Genomic DNA, 18286 nt, shown 5'->3' with positions numbered 1-18286 from the left:
TTTCAACATTATTTAACTATTATTCTTATAGTCGTATGAGAGCTTTACTAATACTAATTTATCCTTTTTTAGCTAATACTTCTAAACTTAACTTTTCCAACTCTTGTGCTATATCAGTTAACTTAAGATAGTTAGCCAAAGGCACAAAGAAGTTTAAGGTTTCACTGGCTATATTCTTTTGTTTAGTAAGTGAAGAATGTCCTTTGACCGTACGCATATTATGCAACCTATCAGCTAGCTTTACTAAAGCAGCTCTCGAGTCTTCGTAGTATGTTAAGCGCTGTATATTCTCATAATCAGCTAACGAAATTCTTTTTAGCTTATCTTCCAGATTAGTTGCTTTGCGTACCAAAAAGGCAACAGTAGTCCCAAAGGTAGCTTCTAATTGTGATAAACTTATGCTGGTATCTTCTACCGTATCATGGAGTAAAGCAGCAATTATGGCATCTTGGTCTTGCGAGTACTGTAATACTATCAAGGCTACTGCTATAGGATGCGTAAAAAACGGTTCGCCTGATTTTCGTTTAACACCGCTATGATATCTTTTGATTAAATCTAATGCTTTAGTGATTGTATATTTGTCTACTTTAGTACCTTCTAATTTCTCAAATAGCTCCTTTTCTACTTGTATGGAAAAAGGGTGAGCTAGTTCTTCTGGATCAGCAGCCACAGGTTTCCTAATCAGTTCCATTACTTTTCCTCTTACTTCGCGCACATTAACAGGTAATACATAAATATGTGTATAACCTGTAGGTAATGAGAGTACTTCGAAATAACCATAATGTGCATCTATGATGCGTGCATTTTCGGTTAAGTTTAGATCTTCTTCACTGTGAGGCAAATACATGACTGGCTTATCAGGAATAATTTTATACAATTCTGGAGTGACAGGCAGCTTGCTGTCTGTTGTAAAAATTATCTTTAAAGCATCTATTTCCTTTATATAATCTTTTATATAGGATACTTCATAACCTAAAGTAGCATCTTCTAAACCTAACAGTATAGGTTGATTAGATTTCTGATACCTTTGTAAGTAAAAGGCAGCATTTACAAGCAACTTTAAAATCTTATCTATATCTCCTTGTAAACTGGTATGTTTAGTTTCTTTTATGATTTTAGGGAGCACTTTTAACTCTTGTAGCTCCAGGGTAGCCATCATTTCCTCTATAAGCTTTTGGCAAGTAGCTTCACTTACTTCTAAACGTAAGTAATTTCTTACCCTATATATAACTTGATTAATATAGCTAGCAGTAGTACTATCAAATAGAGCTACTTCGTCCGGCTTCAACTCTTCTAGTAACTCTTCTCTATATTGTAATGCTTTTAATAAACGCGTATTGGTTTCTTGGTTGATTTTTTCTAAAAGCTGCTGGCGTGCTGTTAACTTAGCATGGGCCTGTTTATATCTAAATAAAGCAATTAGGAAACTGCTAAATAGCAGTACTCCATAGCCTAATCGGAAGGAAATTTGTGACAATCCACCAGCAACTAAATGAGAGTGTAAACCCCATTTGAATAGTAAGACAGCGGCAACTACGCCGCTTAGTGCCAATGTAATAGCCACAGGCCAATACAGCAACAATACAGCCATAACCAAGTTTAGCATGAATATTAATACTTGATCTGACTGAAATTTACTTAAGATTACTAATATACCCCCCACAAAAAACAAGCTATAAAAAACAATAAAGGACCATAACCAGCTTAAAAAAGTTTTGTTTTTTAAAGTTGTAGGCCAAATATGAAAAGAGAACAAGCTAGTAGCAATAATAAGAATTGAATATTGAATAGTTCTGTATATAACTAGGTACTCTTTTTCTATACCATGAGGAACATTATATAAAGATACATAGGTAGCTGTAAGCAGATAGAATGCAAATAAGGGATAATAATACTCTTTATTAGGAAGACTCTTTTCTAGATAAACAACTAGCCTAATATTTCTAAATGCTATTAGCTTATCTTTCCACGTTTTAGGATATGCTTGTCGTATATCAAGCGGCTCTATTTTTTCTATTTTTCTCCATCCTCCTGGCTCTTCTAAAAGATAATGACTACCTAGCAAGAAGATTAAGTTGGCAAGTGTACCTGGAACAAAGCTATTAACATCCTTGAAGAAAATCATTAGAAAGGCAGTTGTTACAAAGCCTGCTGTAATCCCAATCAACATAGATCGTTTACTTGTCCTAAATCCAAAAACAGTTAGTAGTACAGGCACATCTACTAAAGGCATATAAAAGTTAGCAGAAAACAGAAGTATTTTTAAAATATTTTGGATAGATAAGGACAATAATAATCCTAACCCACCTATAACTAAAGTTGCTAAAGAAGCTGTAGACACCAAAGGTTTCTTAGTAATTCCTAATGGTGGTAAGATATCATTAGTAACAATTACTGAACTGGCATTCAAAGCAGAATCTGCAGTAGACATAGCTAATGCAATAACACCTACTCCAAATAAACCTTTTAGTCCTGGATACATATATGTATCTACTATATATTGAATAATTTTGGAACTTTGAAGATTTGCGTTATCTGCTAAAATTAATATGGTTATCCATATGATAAGTAGGTCTATTAACAGCATGATACCTGTTGTATAGGTAATTGAACGTTTCATTTGAGTAACATTCCGGGACATTAATAAACGTTGAAAAAGTATAGGTGGTATAGTAGGAGACATAAAATAATACATTAAAATTAACGCATCTACAAACTTAGAATTCCAACCTATTACATTGCTAAAATTAAAATTAGGACTATGAACCAAAACATCAGTGATTTGTTTCGGATTGGGTATGTGATGCCAAACAGCAAGCGCCAAAACAGGAAGTAATGTTCCAAAAGTAATAAACTGCACTACATCTGTAAAAGTAACAGCTTTAACTCCACCAAAAGCCGCATAAACAGTAATAATCATAGCAGCTATAATAGTAAGTTCAGGGCCTTTATAATCAAAAAGAATAGGTAGAATCCTAGAAATTACTTTAAATTGAATAGCTATTAAACCTATGCTACTTAAAACACTACTAATAGCAAAAATAACTTGTATAGATTTACCATATATACTTCCCATAGCATCAGCCATAGAAACATTATTTAAAAAGGGTGCTAATCGTGGCCCTATAATATAACCAACAATAAGTAGACCTAAGGCACTTCCTAACACGGCTGGCAAGATAAACGTTAAACCACTAGCATAGTTTTCCTCCAAAGAATTAAATAAATATCCTCCTGAAGCCCAAGTAGCTACCATAGTAGCAGTTAGGGTAGCTGTAGAAAATTTTTTATCGCCAATGCTATATTCTTGAAAGGACTTCGATTTACCACGGTAAAAAATACCTATAGCAAGATTGGCAAGTAAGAAGAGAACAAAAATGGCTATATCTATCATACTAATGAATAAAGTTTATCTAGCAAACTAGCTTATCTATTTAGATTTACAGTACTATTTTAAATAGATACTGTGCATGTAGTCTGTCATTATAGTAACTCCATTCATCAAAAACAAATTTTCAAGGTAATGACAATTTATTGTAACTATTACATCTAATAATGGCTGCCAGCCAAGCAGATGTTAAAAGGTTGCATCAACTGCTTTTGCTATGTCTGCTGGTAGTGTATTATATGCTGACTCGGCTTATACCAACTACCTGCTAGAAGATATGTTGGCTGGTGATAGGATTAAACTTTATTCTCAGCGTAAAGCGAATGCTCATCGAAAGAATATACCTTGTCTGGCTTATCTCAAAGAGCGTATGCGAAGTGATAGAAATCAGCATTAGTGGTATTAAAGGTCTTTTCTTAAGGAAGATTCATGCTGTTACCTTCCAAGGCTTTCTGATCAAAATACTTTTGTTTTTGTTAGCTTTTCAAATCAACAAAACTTTTCTTATCTAACAACCTGGATTAATTAATATAAAGAGTAAATAATTTGATAATAAAAACAGGTTAAGTTAGGAGCAGCTAGATGAAATTATACTGCCAGCCAGCATGCTCCTTTCTATATTAGACTTATTCAATATATTGTTTGAGAGATTCTTTATAAGCTTCCCAGTCACCTATATGTTTTTTTGCTACTCCTGATGATATGGCAGCCTGTGCTACAGCTGGAGAAACAGTTGTTATAAGTCGAGGGTCTATTGGTTTAGGTAATATATAAGTAGATCCAAATTCAAGCGACTCTACCCCATAAGCCTTTTTCACTTGATTGGGAACAGGCTGTTGTGCAAGTGCGGCTAAAGCTTCTACAGCTGCTAGCTTCATAGGCTCATTAATAGCTGTAGCCCATACATCTAACGCTCCTCTAAAAATATAAGGAAACCCTAGCACATTGTTAATCTGATTAGGATAATCAGATCTTCCCGTAGCCATGATAATATCTTTCCGTGTGTTCACTGCCAAATCATAATTAATTTCTGGATTTGGATTGGCTAAAGCAAATACAATAGGACGCTCTGCCATGTCAAGAATATGTTCTGGCTGTAGGATATTGCCTTTTGAAAGTCCCATAAACACATCAGCTCCTTTCAAGGCTTCTACTAAAGTATGGACAGACCTATCAGTAGCGAATCTTGATTTCTCTCCTGCCAGCTCTTCTCTATCTTTGCGAATAACCCCTTGTGTATCACACATTACCAAGTTACCAGGTTTTACACCCAATGCTACAATAAGCTTAGCACATGCAATAGCACCAGCACCAGCACCGTTGATAACTACTTGAATATTACCAATCTCTTTTTTTACCAACAAGAGTGCATTTTTTAGTGCAGCACCTGCTATAATAGCAGTGCCATGCTGGTCGTCGTGCATGACTGGTATAGATAATTGTTCTTTTAATGCAGTTTCAATTTCAAAACATTCAGGTGCTTTAAAGTCTTCTAAGTTAATACCGCCAAAGGTAGGTGCTAAAGCCTTGATAATATGTATCACATCCGCAGGCTCTGTTGCGTCAATTTCAATGTCAAACGCATCAATACCTGCAAATTTTTTAAGTAAAATAGCCTTACCTTCCATAACAGGTTTAGCTGCTTCAGGGCCTAGATTGCCTAACCCTAGTATGGCTGTGCCATTAGAAATAACTGCTACTAAGTTTCCTTTAGCAGTATAATTATATACTTGTTGCTTATCTTCGGCAATAGCTTGGCAAGGGATGGCCACTCCTGGTGAATATGCTATTGATAGGTCATATTGAGTTTGTAATGGCTTGGTGGCATGTATACCTAGTTTACCTGCAGGCTTTTGTGCATGATAATCTAATACTGCTTCTTTGGTTATTTTTATACTCATCTACTTGTGGGTAACTCGTTATTAGTTAATAAATTGATATAGAATTTGGCTTGCAATTTAACTTCTTTTTCATGACTAGGCACACATTTTTATATATACCTTAGTAGCAAAATATTATGGCTGGTATTTATATACATATTCCCTTTTGCAAACAAGCATGTCATTACTGTGACTTCCACTTTAGCACTAACATGCGACAAAAAAGTGAGATGCTTGCAGCTATTCAGCAAGAGTTAATCCTGCAAAAAGATTATTTAAACCAAGTTGAAATAAATAGCATATACTTAGGTGGCGGCACACCATCTTTACTAGAAGTCGAAGAGATAGCGGCCTTATTAATAGATATTCGGCAGATCTTTAGATGTAAAGAAGGATTAGAAATTACGTTAGAAGCCAATCCAGATGATATAGACTTAAAAAAGCTACTGGCCTTACTTAAAATTGGCATTAATAGGCTGAGCATTGGCATACAAACTTTTCACAATAACCTACTCCAGTATCTTAACCGGGCACATGATACTACAAAAGCCACACAGAGCCTAGAAATTGCTTTGCAAGCTGGCTTTAATAACTTTAATCTGGATTTAATCTATGCCATACCGGGCCAAACCAAAGAAATGCTAAAAAGGGATTTATTGACTGCCTTACAATTTAAACCTACACATATATCCGCTTATTGCCTTACCATTGAACAAAAAACTGTTTTCGGCCGCTGGCTAGAAACTGGGAAAATCGAGGTAGTACAAGATGAGATAGCAGCAAAACATTTCCATTTGTTAGTTGATACGTTAACAGATAATGGGTACAACCATTACGAAGTATCTAATTTTGGCTTACCAGAGTACCATGCGCAACATAATACTAACTATTGGAAAAGGGGAAGTTATTTAGGCGTAGGGCCTGGGGCTCATTCTTATAACGGAACCAGTAGACAGTATAACATAGCTAACAATACGCGCTATATTCAAAGTATACAGGCAGGTATTATACCCAGCACTATAGAAATCCTTCAGCCACAAGATCATATTAATGAGTATATTATGACAAGCCTACGTACTCAATGGGGATGTGATATGGCATTGCTTAGAAACAACTATCAATATGATTTGCAAGCAACCCACCCTTCTTATTTAGAACTACTTATTAACAGGCAACTTGCCTATATACAAGAAAATGTATTGATATTGACTGTAGATGGGAAACTAATAGCAGATAAAATAGCTGCAGATTTATTTATTGCTTAGTATATTGCGAAAGTTTAGTGCAATAAGTAGTATTGCAGTGTTTAATTGTTGTTAACCATTTCAAAATGAAAATTTATCTCAGGATACTTGCTTATGCTAAACCTATACGTAAGCTAGTACCCTTTTATTTCTTATCAATCATATTAGCTATTGTCTTTGGGCTGATCAACTTTAGTTTACTTATTCCGCTACTGGAAGTATTATTCAGCCAAACAGATGCTAGCCAGACTTTAGATACCCTTAAAAAGCCTGACTTTTACTTTAGCTTTATATATCTCAAAGATCTATTTAGGTACTATTTTATTAATGTAATAGCCACACAAGGGAAAGTCAAAGCTTTGTACTTTGTATGTATTGTTATTCTTATGTCAGTATTATTGGCAAACATCTTCCGTTATTTAGCAGAAATAATAGTTGCTGAAGTTCGTACCAAGATAGTTTATAATCTACGTATCCAGTTATTTGCTAACACTTCTCAATTACATTTAGGCTATTTTACTAACAAACGAAAAGGAGATATTATTGCCAGGCTTACCAGCGACATTCAGGAGGTAGAACATGCCATTATAGATACATTACGTGTTTTCTTTAAAGAACCTGCAACAATCATCGGGTTTTTTACAGTCATGTATTACATATCTAGCAGATTTACCCTTTTCAGCCTTATATTCCTGCCAATTGCAGGATTTGTTATTGCACAGATTGTTAATAAGCTTCGAAAAAGTGCTTCCCAAACCCAAGTTTCTTTAGCTAGCTTGGTACACATATTACAAGAGACCCTTAGTGGTATGCGTATTATTAAAGCGTTTGCCGCACGTCCGTATATTTTAAAAAAGTTTAAACAAGAAAATGAACAATATGCCTATGCTAACTTATCTATGGAGCTTAAAAAGAGTCTGGCACCTCCTATGTCAGAGTTCTTAGGAGTCAGCATTGTTGCATTGATTTTAGCTTATGGTGGGAAACAAGTGCTTAACCATCAAACCGAATTAGCTGCGAGCACCTTTATCACCTATATTATCATCTTCTCTCAAGCCTTAATTCCTATTAAATCCATTTCTAAATCTTTAAGTAATATACAACGTGGCTTGGTAGCCGGTAAAAGGATTTTTGAACTCATGGATACACCTTCCAATATTATTAATAAGCCAGATGGTATACAGGTTAAAAGCTTTGAAAAGAGCATTTGTTTTAAAAATGTAAGCTTTTCTTATGAAACAAAACCAGTCATCAAAAACTTTAATTTAACACTTCAAAAAGGTACCACCATAGCACTAGTGGGTCCTTCAGGAGGTGGAAAATCTACTATAGCTGATTTGTTAGCTAGGCTTTATGATGTTACTGAAGGAGATATAGAAATAGATGGAATCTCTGTTAAAGAGTACGATATCTACGCATTACGTAAGCTAATGGGAATTGTTACTCAAGAAAGCATGTTATTACATGATACAGTATACAACAACATTGCCTTTGGACGTCCGGAAGCTACCGAAGAAGCCATTATAGCAGCAGCTAAGATAGCAAACGCACATGACTTTATTATGGAGCTACCGCAAGGGTATCAAACTGTAATAGGAGAACGTGGCAACAAATTATCTGGCGGACAAGCTCAACGCTTAAGTATAGCACGTGCTGTATTAGGCAACCCTCCTATACTTATTTTAGATGAAGCAACCTCAGCTTTAGACAGTGCTTCCGAACGACAGGTACAAGAAGCCCTCAATGAGTTTATGCAAAATAAAACAGCTATTATTATAGCCCATCGATTAAGCACCATCCGACATGCCCATGAGATTATTGTAATAGAAGAAGGCCAAATTGTGGAAAGAGGTACACATGAAGAGCTTATGCAAAAAGAGGGAATTTATAAAACCCTTAGCCAAATGCAGGATACACAATAAGGTTTACTAACCTATATAATTAAGTTTTTTATCACATAAAGCTGCAAGTTCGTTAAATTATAAATCGTACCAGTTTTGAAATAATAATTGGTTATATTTTAGCAGTTCACATAACCATTCTCTCCCCACAATTATCTCTCTATCTAGGTAATCTATAACAGGCGAGCATCCATGTAACATGGATATAGATCGGTTAAAGTAATACAAATAATATATTCTTGTATATATGTTAGCTTTAGCGGAGATTAAATGACTTTATTTTTCTTCACCTTAACTATATATTATGCGCGTGGCTAGCAAATCAGCAACCTTTATTATTGGCTGTAAGCTTATGTTTACAAAGCTGTAAACATAAGACGTTTAGATGTTCAGTCCCTTAGTGAAGGCAGTAATATTTTGGTGAAAAAGGTGAGGGTTTTTGCTGTATTGTTTCTCTATAAATTGCCAAGGAGTTTTGCCCCTTAATGCCTTGAGTCTACGAGCAAAATTATAAGCTAACAAGAAATCATTTAAGTGGCTCTCTAGCTGCTGATGGCTGCTATAATAATAGCTTTGTACAGTGGCTTGTTTAATAGTCCTATTCATGCGCTCTACCTGTCTATTAGTCCATAGGTCGTTCACCTGTGTTCTTCTATGTCCAATCCCTTATTGTCTAGCAAATGTTGCTATATTCTCTTTTGATAACTATATTTCTCTGTGGGTTTTCTGTGTTATCCTAGCGCATTTATGTAGTAGTTGTCCCATAATTTTTTACTTGGTTTTTATCGCTAATAACATCTTTACTAATATAACCATAATTGTTAGGTACCAAACACCTAATATAAGTGCGGTAATACATCAAAATACAGAGCAATTTATCTTCAAGCGTAGGTAAATGGCTCATCTGCCCATGACGCAGCTTGCTCGATTCTAACTCTTGAAATATAGGCCTTACTTTTATAATTAATTTGTCAAATGTTTTTATACTTAAGCCAGTTATTGTTCTAAAGTTATAGGGATATTTGCTTATTCTCGTGTAGGGTAAATGCATACTTATTCCTTTTAGTATATAACAAGGATTACATTTTAACCTTTTTTATCAACCTTTTTTGCAGTAGGTCTATTGTATTATTGGTATTGTTAAATTGGGATAGGATTAGTAAGTTAGAGGAAAAAGTATGAACTGTCCTCGATGTAATAATACTCAAAGCTGTAAAGATGGAATTGTTAGAGGTAGACAGCGCTACCAGTGTAAAAGTTGCCGTTTCCCTTACACAGTTAGTCACAAATCAGATGTTAAACCTGTATCTACTAAGCGAAAAGCGTTGCAATTATACTTAGAAGGGTTAGGATTTCGAGCTATAGGGCGTATACTCAACATAAGCTATGGGACAGTCTATCAATGGGTAAAAGCATGTGGAGAGCAAGTAAGTTTACCAGAAAGACAAGATCAAGTAGAGATAGTCGAGATGGGTGAAATACACACTTATGTAGGTTCAAAAAAGTCTACTGCTGAATATGGATAGCTGTTGATAGGATGAGCAAGCGTTTTATAACTTATGTATGTGGAGATCGATCGAGACAAACAGGACTAAAGCTATGGGAGCTCGTCAAGGATATAGGCAAGCTGTATTGTAGTGATTATTGGAAAAGCTACCAGCAGTTTATTCCAAAAGATAAACATAGACAAAGCAAATCAGAAACATATACAAACATATACAGTGGAAGGATATAATAGCTTAATGAGGCACTATTTAGCTAGATTTAAACGCAAAGGTAAATGTTATAGCAAGCAGGTACATATGATCGAAAAATCGCTTCATTTATTAATGGCTAAACTAAATAATCAGCCCCCTATCTTAATTTAACAATACCGTATTATTAAAGGAGACGAGCGTTGTAACTCAATAGCTGCGGCCTCCATCATAGCTAAGGTATATCAGGATTAGTATATGGAAGAGTTAGCTATAAGAGAACCTGGTTACAATTGGGAAGCGAATATGGGTTATCCTACTTTTTGCCATAAAAAGGCCATTGATGAACTCGGAATTACTACCCATCATCGTAAATCTTTTACCCTGTATCAGAAAAAATACTACCTACCTTATGGGCGTTCTAACATGCCCACAAAAGAACTACAAACATTATTTTGTTTTTCCTACCCTCCATCGTATTGATCTCCTTCCTCTGTTATAAACTTTTGCAAATGTAAGCAAGCATATACTAAAAAAATAAAATTTATCACTGCTTATGCTTGCGTTTACAATATTCATGGTCTAGTATGGGTTCATGTTGGTTTTAAATTTAGACAATTATGAAATGCACATATCCATTAGCTCAACAATTCATAGCTCGGGTTCTAATCATAAGCTTGTTTTTACAAAGCTGCGATGGTTTTAGTAACCTACCTAATCCTATACAAAAGCAAGCGATGGGAATAGGAGAGAATAAATAACCCCGCCGCAAGCAGCGGGGTTATTTATTTCTGATTCAGTTTGATTGATAAAATTTGTGGCTGGACCTTGTACATCTGAATATAGCTCAGAAATCCTACCATCTGTGACTGAATCCCATGTCCCCCCATTCTTCTGTCTTTGTTGTTTTTCTAGCGCTTCGTGTAATTCCCTTAAAAACCTATCTATTTCATCTAACATTGATGAGACCTTACCTACTAAGGACTTCCTTTTAACTCTAGTCTCTTCATCAGCTCCAGCCAAGTCGTCTAGAACAGTGAGTTTTCTCATTAATACTTCATGTTGTTGCTTTAATGTATTAATTATCTTCTTAACATCTTCACTCGAACTAGGGTCTGTAAGATTTAATCCTTGTAAATGACTTTTAATGTTTATAAAATCAGATTCAATACTTTCTACCTCCCCCACTACTCTATCCACAATTCTCCTTACCTGGTCTCTACGTTCATTTTCCTGGCGCTCTATTTGTATATCTTCAAAAAAACGAAAGGTTGCTTCAAGATTAATTTCTACATCTACTGCTCCTAAAATATTATCAAAATTTAACCTAACACTTTCACTTGCATTACTGGTGGAGTATATTCTATCCATTTCTCCTATAAAAGGTCGCATCCTACTAGCATTAGGTCTTAGTACAATGGTATAACTATCTCTAGGATAAGCAGATGGATCTATATTTAAACGCTGATGTTGCCTTAGTTTGTTACGCGCTTGACCCACAATGCTACTCCAAGCCTCTCCATAATTTTCTAATTGAACGTTCCTGCCAGTAATGCTACGAGCCATATGTAAGAATATATTACGCATATTGCCTGGATCAAACGAAGAGGGATTATTGACAGAGGTCAATTCTAAATTGATGCTGCTCAAGCCTTGGGCAAAGGTAATTAAAAATGACCTCCAATCAGCCATTGTTTCAGGTTCGCGGCCTAGCGTGCCATAACCTCTAGTAATGGCTTGTATAATTTCATCTGCGTCTATACTTAAACGGCCGCCGCCTTTAAGTCCATAATCTTCAACACTTACATATCCTATACCTTTAGTATCTACAGAAGGAAAGCATATGCGTACTCGATTCTGCTGATAAGACACAGGTTGCTTAGATAAACTTAACAAGTCTATGTTAGCAGACTGATAAACAAGAGGTAATTGTAACCGATGATACTTATCAGATTTAGTAGGTACATTGGCCACCACTATAGCCTTTTCTCCACTCGCATGATCGACATACACTTGATGGCCTCCTTTTGCTATTAGCATAAGCGGAGATTGGCTTTCTGTAACTTGCTCAGAGATTGCAATACCAGAAGCTGGTGGAACCATAAGCTCTTTTCTTATAGTTTTCTTCTCTTTCATAGCTGCTTGTAATGTTTTTGAGGCATCTGTAGATGTTGTATATCCGCTAGGCTTTCCGCTATCAGAGGATGGCCTAGATGATTTTATAGGAGTTACAATAGGCTTTGGTCTACTTACTACTGATGGTTGCTCTTCTTTTAAAGAAACAGAAGACAGGTTGTCTGCTATTGTAGGCGCCAGTGCTTTGGAATAATCTAAATTACTTTCTACTAGCTGCAGCTGTTTAGTTACAGATTCATCTACAAGAGCACTTTTTTTAGCTTCTCCCTCTGTAGTATACAAGGATAATTCAGTTGGCAGAGATACTGATAAGTCCTCTCTTTTACGATGTTTCTTTTCTACTTGCTTATGCTCTTGGGTTACTTCTTGCTGGGTAGGGACACCGAAATTACCACTGCAACTAGTTGTTGTTAATAGTTGGCTACAAAGTAGGATCACTGCTATAATTCTTTTATTAGTGTTATACATGGCTTCATGTTTAAAAGGGTTATAACTAATATTAAAAAATAGGCAACTAAGTATGTTCTAGAGTTATGTATTTTATCTTAAAAAAGCAATAGATAAGGACAAAAAAAAATTTAAAATTTAGAATTGGATTGCAAGTCAATTAATAATGGGGCTGTATAACTTAAATTTTTCCCAGAAAAAAGAAAAACTAGAAAAACTGACAAAAGAGAAAAGAGACTGGTTTGAAAGCTTTCAAAAGGAGACATGTCAAGGCTTTTGCGCGGTAATAGAGAGTTTGAAAGCTTAACTTGAAGCGCTTTTTTATTTTCAAGCGAGCCGACTGCGAGAGCGAGCCCATCCAGGAAAGAGCCGCGTCATGGAACGAAGTAAAAGATGTCTCGTCCTAAAAAAAGTTTACAGATTATTGAATAAATACTAATATAAATTTACACTTCACATTTAGTCCTGCAATGAGTTTACAAGAGCAAGATTTTTTTGATAGTAATTTTTCCATAACTTTTTAGTTTTAATAGTTGCTTTAGCATGGTGGATTTGGATAGGTGTAAGATTGCCAATACTCATATGCGGTCTACTATAGTTATATAACTCCACAGCCTTCACTAAAGCTTGTTTTGCCTCTTGTATAGAGCATACATGGCAATAAGCCAGATACTCCTCTTTGATGATTCCATTAACACGTTCAGCTATAGCATTCTCCAGTGGATCACCACTACTTGTCATGCTAATTTGTATTTGGTAGCTTTCCAGTAGCTTTACATAAGATATGCTACAATATTGTGTCCCCCTGTCGCTATGATGAATCAGTTTAGCATGGCTCTGGGAACCTTTGAGACTGCAAAGAGCCATGCAGCTTGAATACTTTCTTTAGTCTGTAAGCTCTCTCCAAGGTGACAGCCTACTATCTTGTGAGAATAAGCATCGGTTATCAAGCTAATATACCAGCATTTGCCTTCTACCTCCCAATAAGTAATATCACTCACTCATAACTGATTAACACCGCTTGGACAAAATCCTTTGATCTGGTTAGGATACTTTTTAAAACGATGCAGCGATTGGGTAGTTTTTATATGCCTTTTCCTTTTTCTAACCAATAAATAATGCCTAGCTAATAGGTCAAATAATTTATCTCTTCCTAATTTAATATACTGCAATTCTATAAAATTTTGCAGCTTATGATGTAATTTACGTCCTCCCATACTAGGATGCTCGCCTCTAATCTTTTTTATTTGCTCAATAATAAGTGTCTCCTTTTGAGAGGTAGTTTCTACTTCCCACATATGCTCGTAATACGCCTGCCTACTAATCCCAAACCATGCACGTACTTCGGCTAGTTTGGTATTGTTAAAAAGAGATAGATAGCTGATTATTTAGTTTAGCCATAAGCAGGTTAAGCGATTTTTCAATCATATGTACCTGCTTGCTATAACACTTACCTTTACGCTTAAATCTAGCTAAATAGTGTCTGATCAAACTATTATATCCTTCCACAGTATATGTCTCTGATTTGCTTTGTAAGTGTTTGTCTTTTGGAATAAACTGCTGGTAGCTTTTCCAGTAGTCACTATAATACAGCTTGCCTATACCTTTGACTTGTTCCCATAGCTTTAGTCCTGTTTTTGTTGGACGGTCTCCACACACATAAGAGAGAAAGCGTTTACTGAGTCTATCGACAGCTATCCATATCCAATAGTACTTTTTTTGAGCCTACATAAGTGTATATCTCATCCATCTCGACTATCTCTACTTCATCTTGGCTTTCTGGTAAACTTACTTGATCTCCACATGCTTTTACCTATTGATAGACTGTGCCATAGCTTATGTTGAGTATACGTCCAATAGCTCGAAAGCCTAAACCTTCCAGGTATAATTGTAAGGCTTTGCGCTTAATGGATAGCGGTTTGATATTTGATTTATGGTTAAGTGTGTAGCGGAAACGGCAACTTTTACACTGATAACGCTGTTTGCTTCTAACGATCCCATCTTTACAGCTTTGAGCATTATTACATCGAGGACAATTCATATTTTCTCCTCTAACTTAATAACTCTATCTTATTTTAACAATACCGCTAGTTTTATGTGCTTGAATTTATCTTTCATTGTTTCTATGATTTGGTATTTTACTTTTTTCTAATAAGTATATTAAACTCTCTCTCAGCTACATCTATCATAGTAGAATAGGCAATAGCTCTCATTTTTATTAATTCTAGCTCCTTTTCAAGCTATTCTATTTCGTAATTCTGCCACCTTAGGCTCTTCTCTTGTTGATCCTTGTTTATGGGTTAACTTATCTTTTTGCATCTGATCATTTTTCTTTAGCTCGAGAGTATCACTTGGAATAAAATTAGTTCTCTCTAGTTTAGAGGCAGGAGCCAGGCCTAATGATAGCATCCATCTAAGCAAACTACCATGCTCTTCCTTACGTCCAGTATACTTTTCCCAAATTTCTCTTTTTGTGCATTCACCCAGAAGATACTCTTGGATAATATACTCTTTTTCTGATCGATTAAAATACCTAGGCGATTTGGGAAATACCATCTTCTTCTCTCCACTTTGTCCTAATATAACTTTACTTTTTCTGTTCTTGTCTATCTTTGTCTTTATGGTTTTTGTGTAAACCTATTTCAGAATAAGACAGAGGTTGGAAAAAGTGCAAATACAAGCATATATGGTAGCTGTTGTACAAAACATTAAAAGAATAATTAAGCAGCTTTTTTATGGCTTTCTTCGTTTTCTTAACATGCTTAATAAAATATTTTTAACATATACTTTTTCAACAGCCCCAATCGTTTAATTGATAGTCTAGACAATATAGATTTCCCCTCTCCATCGATCAGCCACATACTTGCATATCTAAAGTATGGTATTTAAGTTTGTAAAGTAAGCAACCATAAGTTATTATAAGGTCCTTACTTAATTTAACTAATTTTTGAATTCATGTTAAGACTTTTTAATGTAAATCGGAGTTTCGTATCATTTATCTTAATTATTAGCGTATGTTTAGAAAGTTGTACAGGTTCCAATAATTTAGCTTTAGAACCATCAGACTCTGCACAAGCTACCGCTAAATGTATAAAAGACAACGACCAAGACATCATATATGACACAGAAATGTCTCTGTTATCAGTAAAGAAAGAAGCAGATACACCAGCTATAAAAGTTATAGAGAATATCAGTAGTATTGTAAATCATAAAAAGGACAATACAATATCTCACGGAGAAAATTGGTTAGCTAAAACACAGGAGCATAAACATCTCTTAGCTTTACCCTTACTATACACTTTTACACGTGTGAAAACTAGTAGAATTAGTAGAATAAATACATCAATAAATACATCGTCGTTATCGCTTGCAACAACTACTCAAAATCCTTTTTTATTAAGAAACAGCAGATTGATTACTAAAGCCTTATACCCCAATAATATTGCTATTATTTCTAAGCGGTATACAGGAAAATCTACAGGAGATATAAAGAAGTCAACTGTTAATGTAACTAAAATACTAAAAGAGAAAAGTCCTCAAGAAAATTCACAACCTTATCAATTTTTTTCAGGAAAACATAACTTTTCCCGATTTTCAGAAAAAATTTATCCAATAATACTTATAGGAACACCAGTATTAACTCAGGCAGCAATCTACAAAGGGCTAGAAAAAATATGGCTGTTTGAAAAAAAAGAAATAGCAGAAGATTCAAAAGCTATAGTTACACAAGTATCAGCTCCTTGTACCTATGAGGAAATATTGTGTGCTTTACAGGCTAACGACCCGTTTTATACACAAAGTATAGATTTAAGTCGATTTATATTAACTAAGGAGCATTTTGAAGAGCTAAAAAAAGCTATTGACAAAAATTTTGTTGTGGGGTATATATATTGGGGGACAATTCCAGCAGACTGCCAGAAACTGAAACAACAGATTGAAGATAAATTAGTAAAAAATATATGTGACTATGCTTATCATCCGAGTGATTATGTGCATGGTTTATTGTCCATGCACATATATAACGAAGATGGGGACCTTAAAGAAGGACAATCAGTAGATTTTAATACTTTAGCTAAAAAATTAGAGCACCAGTTACCAACAAATATAAATACAGCTTGGAGAGTAATAAAAGTATATCATAATAATGATGACTCAGATATTCATGCCGCTCTATACGTTAATGAGGAGAAACATCAAGTAGTATTAGCTTTTTGTGGCACTAAGCTAAAAAGTATTTTTTCCAAGCAGCCAGATTTGTGTGAAAATATAAATGGAATACTAGGAAATTCTATAACAAATCGAAAGCAATCCGCTTATGTAGCAACCGAAGATGCTGTCAATTATGTCAAGAAAAGAGGATTTAACTTATCCATTACAGGCCATTCTTTAGGCGGTTATTTAGCAGAGCTAGCAGTAGTATTCTGCTGTCATTCACCATTGGATTACAAAGAAGTAAAAGGCGTTGTATTTGATAGCCCAGGATCAAATAGGATTTTAGAGGATATCAAGCCATATTCAAAAAATTTAATTAACAAATTAGATATACGAAGTTTACCAATAATCGCCTATCTTTCTGTACCCAATATGATAAATTCTTGTGATGGGCATCCTGGAGAAATGTATATGATTTACTCTAGTTCGGAACCTCAATATTGGGAAAAAGATTGGGTTAAAAGAATAGGAGAATATTCAACAGTAGGAGATCTTATAAAGAATATTAGTAAGGGAATCTTGTCAACTAAAGGACATAAGTTGAATATCATGCTACGTTTATTTGATCCTGCCACAGGAAAGCCGAAAGAATATGTTCATATGAAAGAATGGCCTACACTTGATCTTAATTCTATGCGATATATACCTGGTGGTACAATCGGGAGTATTTTAGGCCGTATCTTATTAGTTGACAAGATAAATTATCCAGGCAAGAATAGCGCAATAGTTACATTAAGTAGTGGTATAATAGGGGCTCATATAGGGGCTTATATATGGACCAATTATACAGGTACGCCTGGCAGTATAGTTTCGTTTTTCGCAGAAGTCCCTAATATAATACTTGGCCAAGGACAATTCTGGACTACCATAGTAAATTTGCCAGATAAAGTCGATGAGAAATATCCTATAGAACCAGAAAAGAAATTTAAACTAATTTATGGTGGTCATTGGCACCCAAGTCTCAAAGACGTTTCCTTTCATCCTTTAAATTTAAAATATAAACATAGGAATAATGATTGGTATCTTTATAAAATAGATGAGAAACGTAAAAAGAAGTTAGACCCGTTGTTAGCTAAGCTAGATCATCTGCCAACTATGGATATAACATTAAAAGTTTTAAACAGTCTTATACAGGACTATAAGATTGACAGAGACCACGAGGCTAATGATGAGTATAATAATGGTGTTATCTATCTTAAAATAGAAGAAACAAGCCCAGCATCTATAGAAACCATACGGAATAAAATAAGAAGGGCAAGAAATGTATTACCACCCAATAGTATAGAAGACTTAATTGGGATATAAGACTTTTGCAAATCTAGTAGAAGCCTAAAACTAGCTATTCTTATTTCTATCTCTTTCAAGGATATTTCTATATAAGTTT

Annotated in this window: 10 protein-coding genes and 6 pseudogenes; 7 read left to right on the top strand and 9 right to left on the bottom strand. The window is 35.0% G+C overall.

What is annotated here, in order from left to right:
* Positions 1-58: 58 nt before the first annotated feature.
* Positions 59-3394: a sodium:solute symporter family transporter gene (locus AASI_RS01790; protein ID WP_012472541.1), complete on the bottom strand. Its 3336-nt coding sequence runs from the start codon at positions 3392-3394 to the stop codon at positions 59-61.
* A 158-nt stretch (positions 3395-3552) separates the two neighbouring features.
* On the opposite strand from AASI_RS01790, the pseudogene AASI_RS07920 reads away from it, so the two are divergent.
* Positions 3553-3900, top strand: a pseudogene (locus AASI_RS07920) (IS982 family transposase); the annotation flags it as partial.
* Positions 3901-4014: 114 nt separating this feature from the next.
* Here the strand turns inward: AASI_RS07920 and AASI_RS01780 are convergent.
* A complete protein-coding gene (locus AASI_RS01780; protein WP_012472540.1) occupies positions 4015-5289 on the bottom strand; it encodes a malic enzyme-like NAD(P)-binding protein in 1275 nt (424 codons plus the stop codon).
* Positions 5290-5405: 116 nt separating this feature from the next.
* Between AASI_RS01780 and hemW the strand changes: the two genes are divergently transcribed.
* Positions 5406-6533 (top strand): radical SAM family heme chaperone HemW, encoded by a 1128-nt coding sequence (gene hemW / locus AASI_RS01775; RefSeq protein ID WP_012472539.1) that lies wholly within the window; start codon positions 5406-5408, stop codon positions 6531-6533.
* A gap of 65 nt (positions 6534-6598) precedes the next feature.
* On the top strand, positions 6599-8434 hold the full coding sequence (locus AASI_RS01770) for an ABC transporter ATP-binding protein (RefSeq protein WP_012472538.1): 1836 nt from the start codon (positions 6599-6601) through the stop codon (positions 8432-8434).
* A gap of 368 nt (positions 8435-8802) precedes the next feature.
* Here the strand turns inward: AASI_RS01770 and AASI_RS01765 are convergent.
* Positions 8803-9079: pseudogene (locus AASI_RS01765) on the bottom strand (integrase core domain-containing protein); the annotation flags it as partial.
* 172 nt (positions 9080-9251) lie between these two features.
* Positions 9252-9464, bottom strand: a pseudogene (locus tag AASI_RS01760) (IS5/IS1182 family transposase); the annotation flags it as partial.
* Between the two features lie 127 nt (positions 9465-9591).
* Between AASI_RS01760 and AASI_RS07915 the strand changes: the two are divergent.
* Together AASI_RS07915 and AASI_RS08565 are read left to right on the top strand one after the other, a co-directional pair.
* A pseudogene (locus tag AASI_RS07915) lies at positions 9592-10281 on the top strand (IS1 family transposase).
* Between the two features lie 84 nt (positions 10282-10365).
* On the top strand, positions 10366-10590 hold the full coding sequence (locus AASI_RS08565; protein ID WP_052290786.1) for a ribonuclease H family protein: 225 nt from the start codon (positions 10366-10368) through the stop codon (positions 10588-10590).
* Positions 10591-10827: 237 nt separating this feature from the next.
* Here AASI_RS08565 and AASI_RS01740 read toward each other — a convergent pair whose 3' ends face one another.
* The 5 genes and pseudogenes from AASI_RS01740 to AASI_RS01725 form a co-directional block, all read right to left on the bottom strand.
* Positions 10828-12711 (bottom strand): hypothetical protein, encoded by a 1884-nt coding sequence (locus AASI_RS01740; protein WP_012472534.1) that lies wholly within the window; start codon positions 12709-12711, stop codon positions 10828-10830.
* A 438-nt stretch (positions 12712-13149) separates the two neighbouring features.
* A complete protein-coding gene (locus AASI_RS08560; protein ID WP_148204914.1) occupies positions 13150-13557 on the bottom strand; it encodes an integrase core domain-containing protein in 408 nt (135 codons plus the stop codon).
* Positions 13558-13691: 134 nt separating this feature from the next.
* The gene (locus tag AASI_RS08555; protein WP_148204913.1) at positions 13692-13988 is read right to left on the bottom strand and encodes a hypothetical protein; all 297 of its coding nucleotides are present in this window, start codon (positions 13986-13988) and stop codon (positions 13692-13694) included.
* Between the two features lie 64 nt (positions 13989-14052).
* A pseudogene (locus AASI_RS07905) lies at positions 14053-14731 on the bottom strand (IS1 family transposase).
* Between the two features lie 194 nt (positions 14732-14925).
* A complete protein-coding gene (locus AASI_RS01725) occupies positions 14926-15246 on the bottom strand; it encodes a hypothetical protein (protein WP_012472532.1) in 321 nt (106 codons plus the stop codon).
* A 103-nt stretch (positions 15247-15349) separates the two neighbouring features.
* Between AASI_RS01725 and AASI_RS08550 the strand changes: the two are divergent.
* Both AASI_RS08550 and AASI_RS01720 read left to right on the top strand, forming a co-directional pair.
* A pseudogene (locus tag AASI_RS08550) lies at positions 15350-15502 on the top strand (IS1182-like element ISCaa15 family transposase); the annotation flags it as partial.
* Between the two features lie 143 nt (positions 15503-15645).
* Positions 15646-18207 carry a DUF2974 domain-containing protein gene (locus AASI_RS01720; RefSeq protein WP_012472531.1) on the top strand — a complete coding sequence of 854 codons (2562 nt, stop codon included), beginning with the start codon at positions 15646-15648 and terminating at the stop codon, positions 18205-18207.
* Positions 18208-18286: the final 79 nt, after the last annotated feature.

The organism is Candidatus Amoebophilus asiaticus 5a2 (genome assembly GCF_000020565.1).
GTDB lineage: Bacteria > Bacteroidota > Bacteroidia > Cytophagales > Amoebophilaceae > Amoebophilus > Amoebophilus asiaticus.
This window is presented reverse-complemented; position numbering and strand designations above follow the sequence as displayed.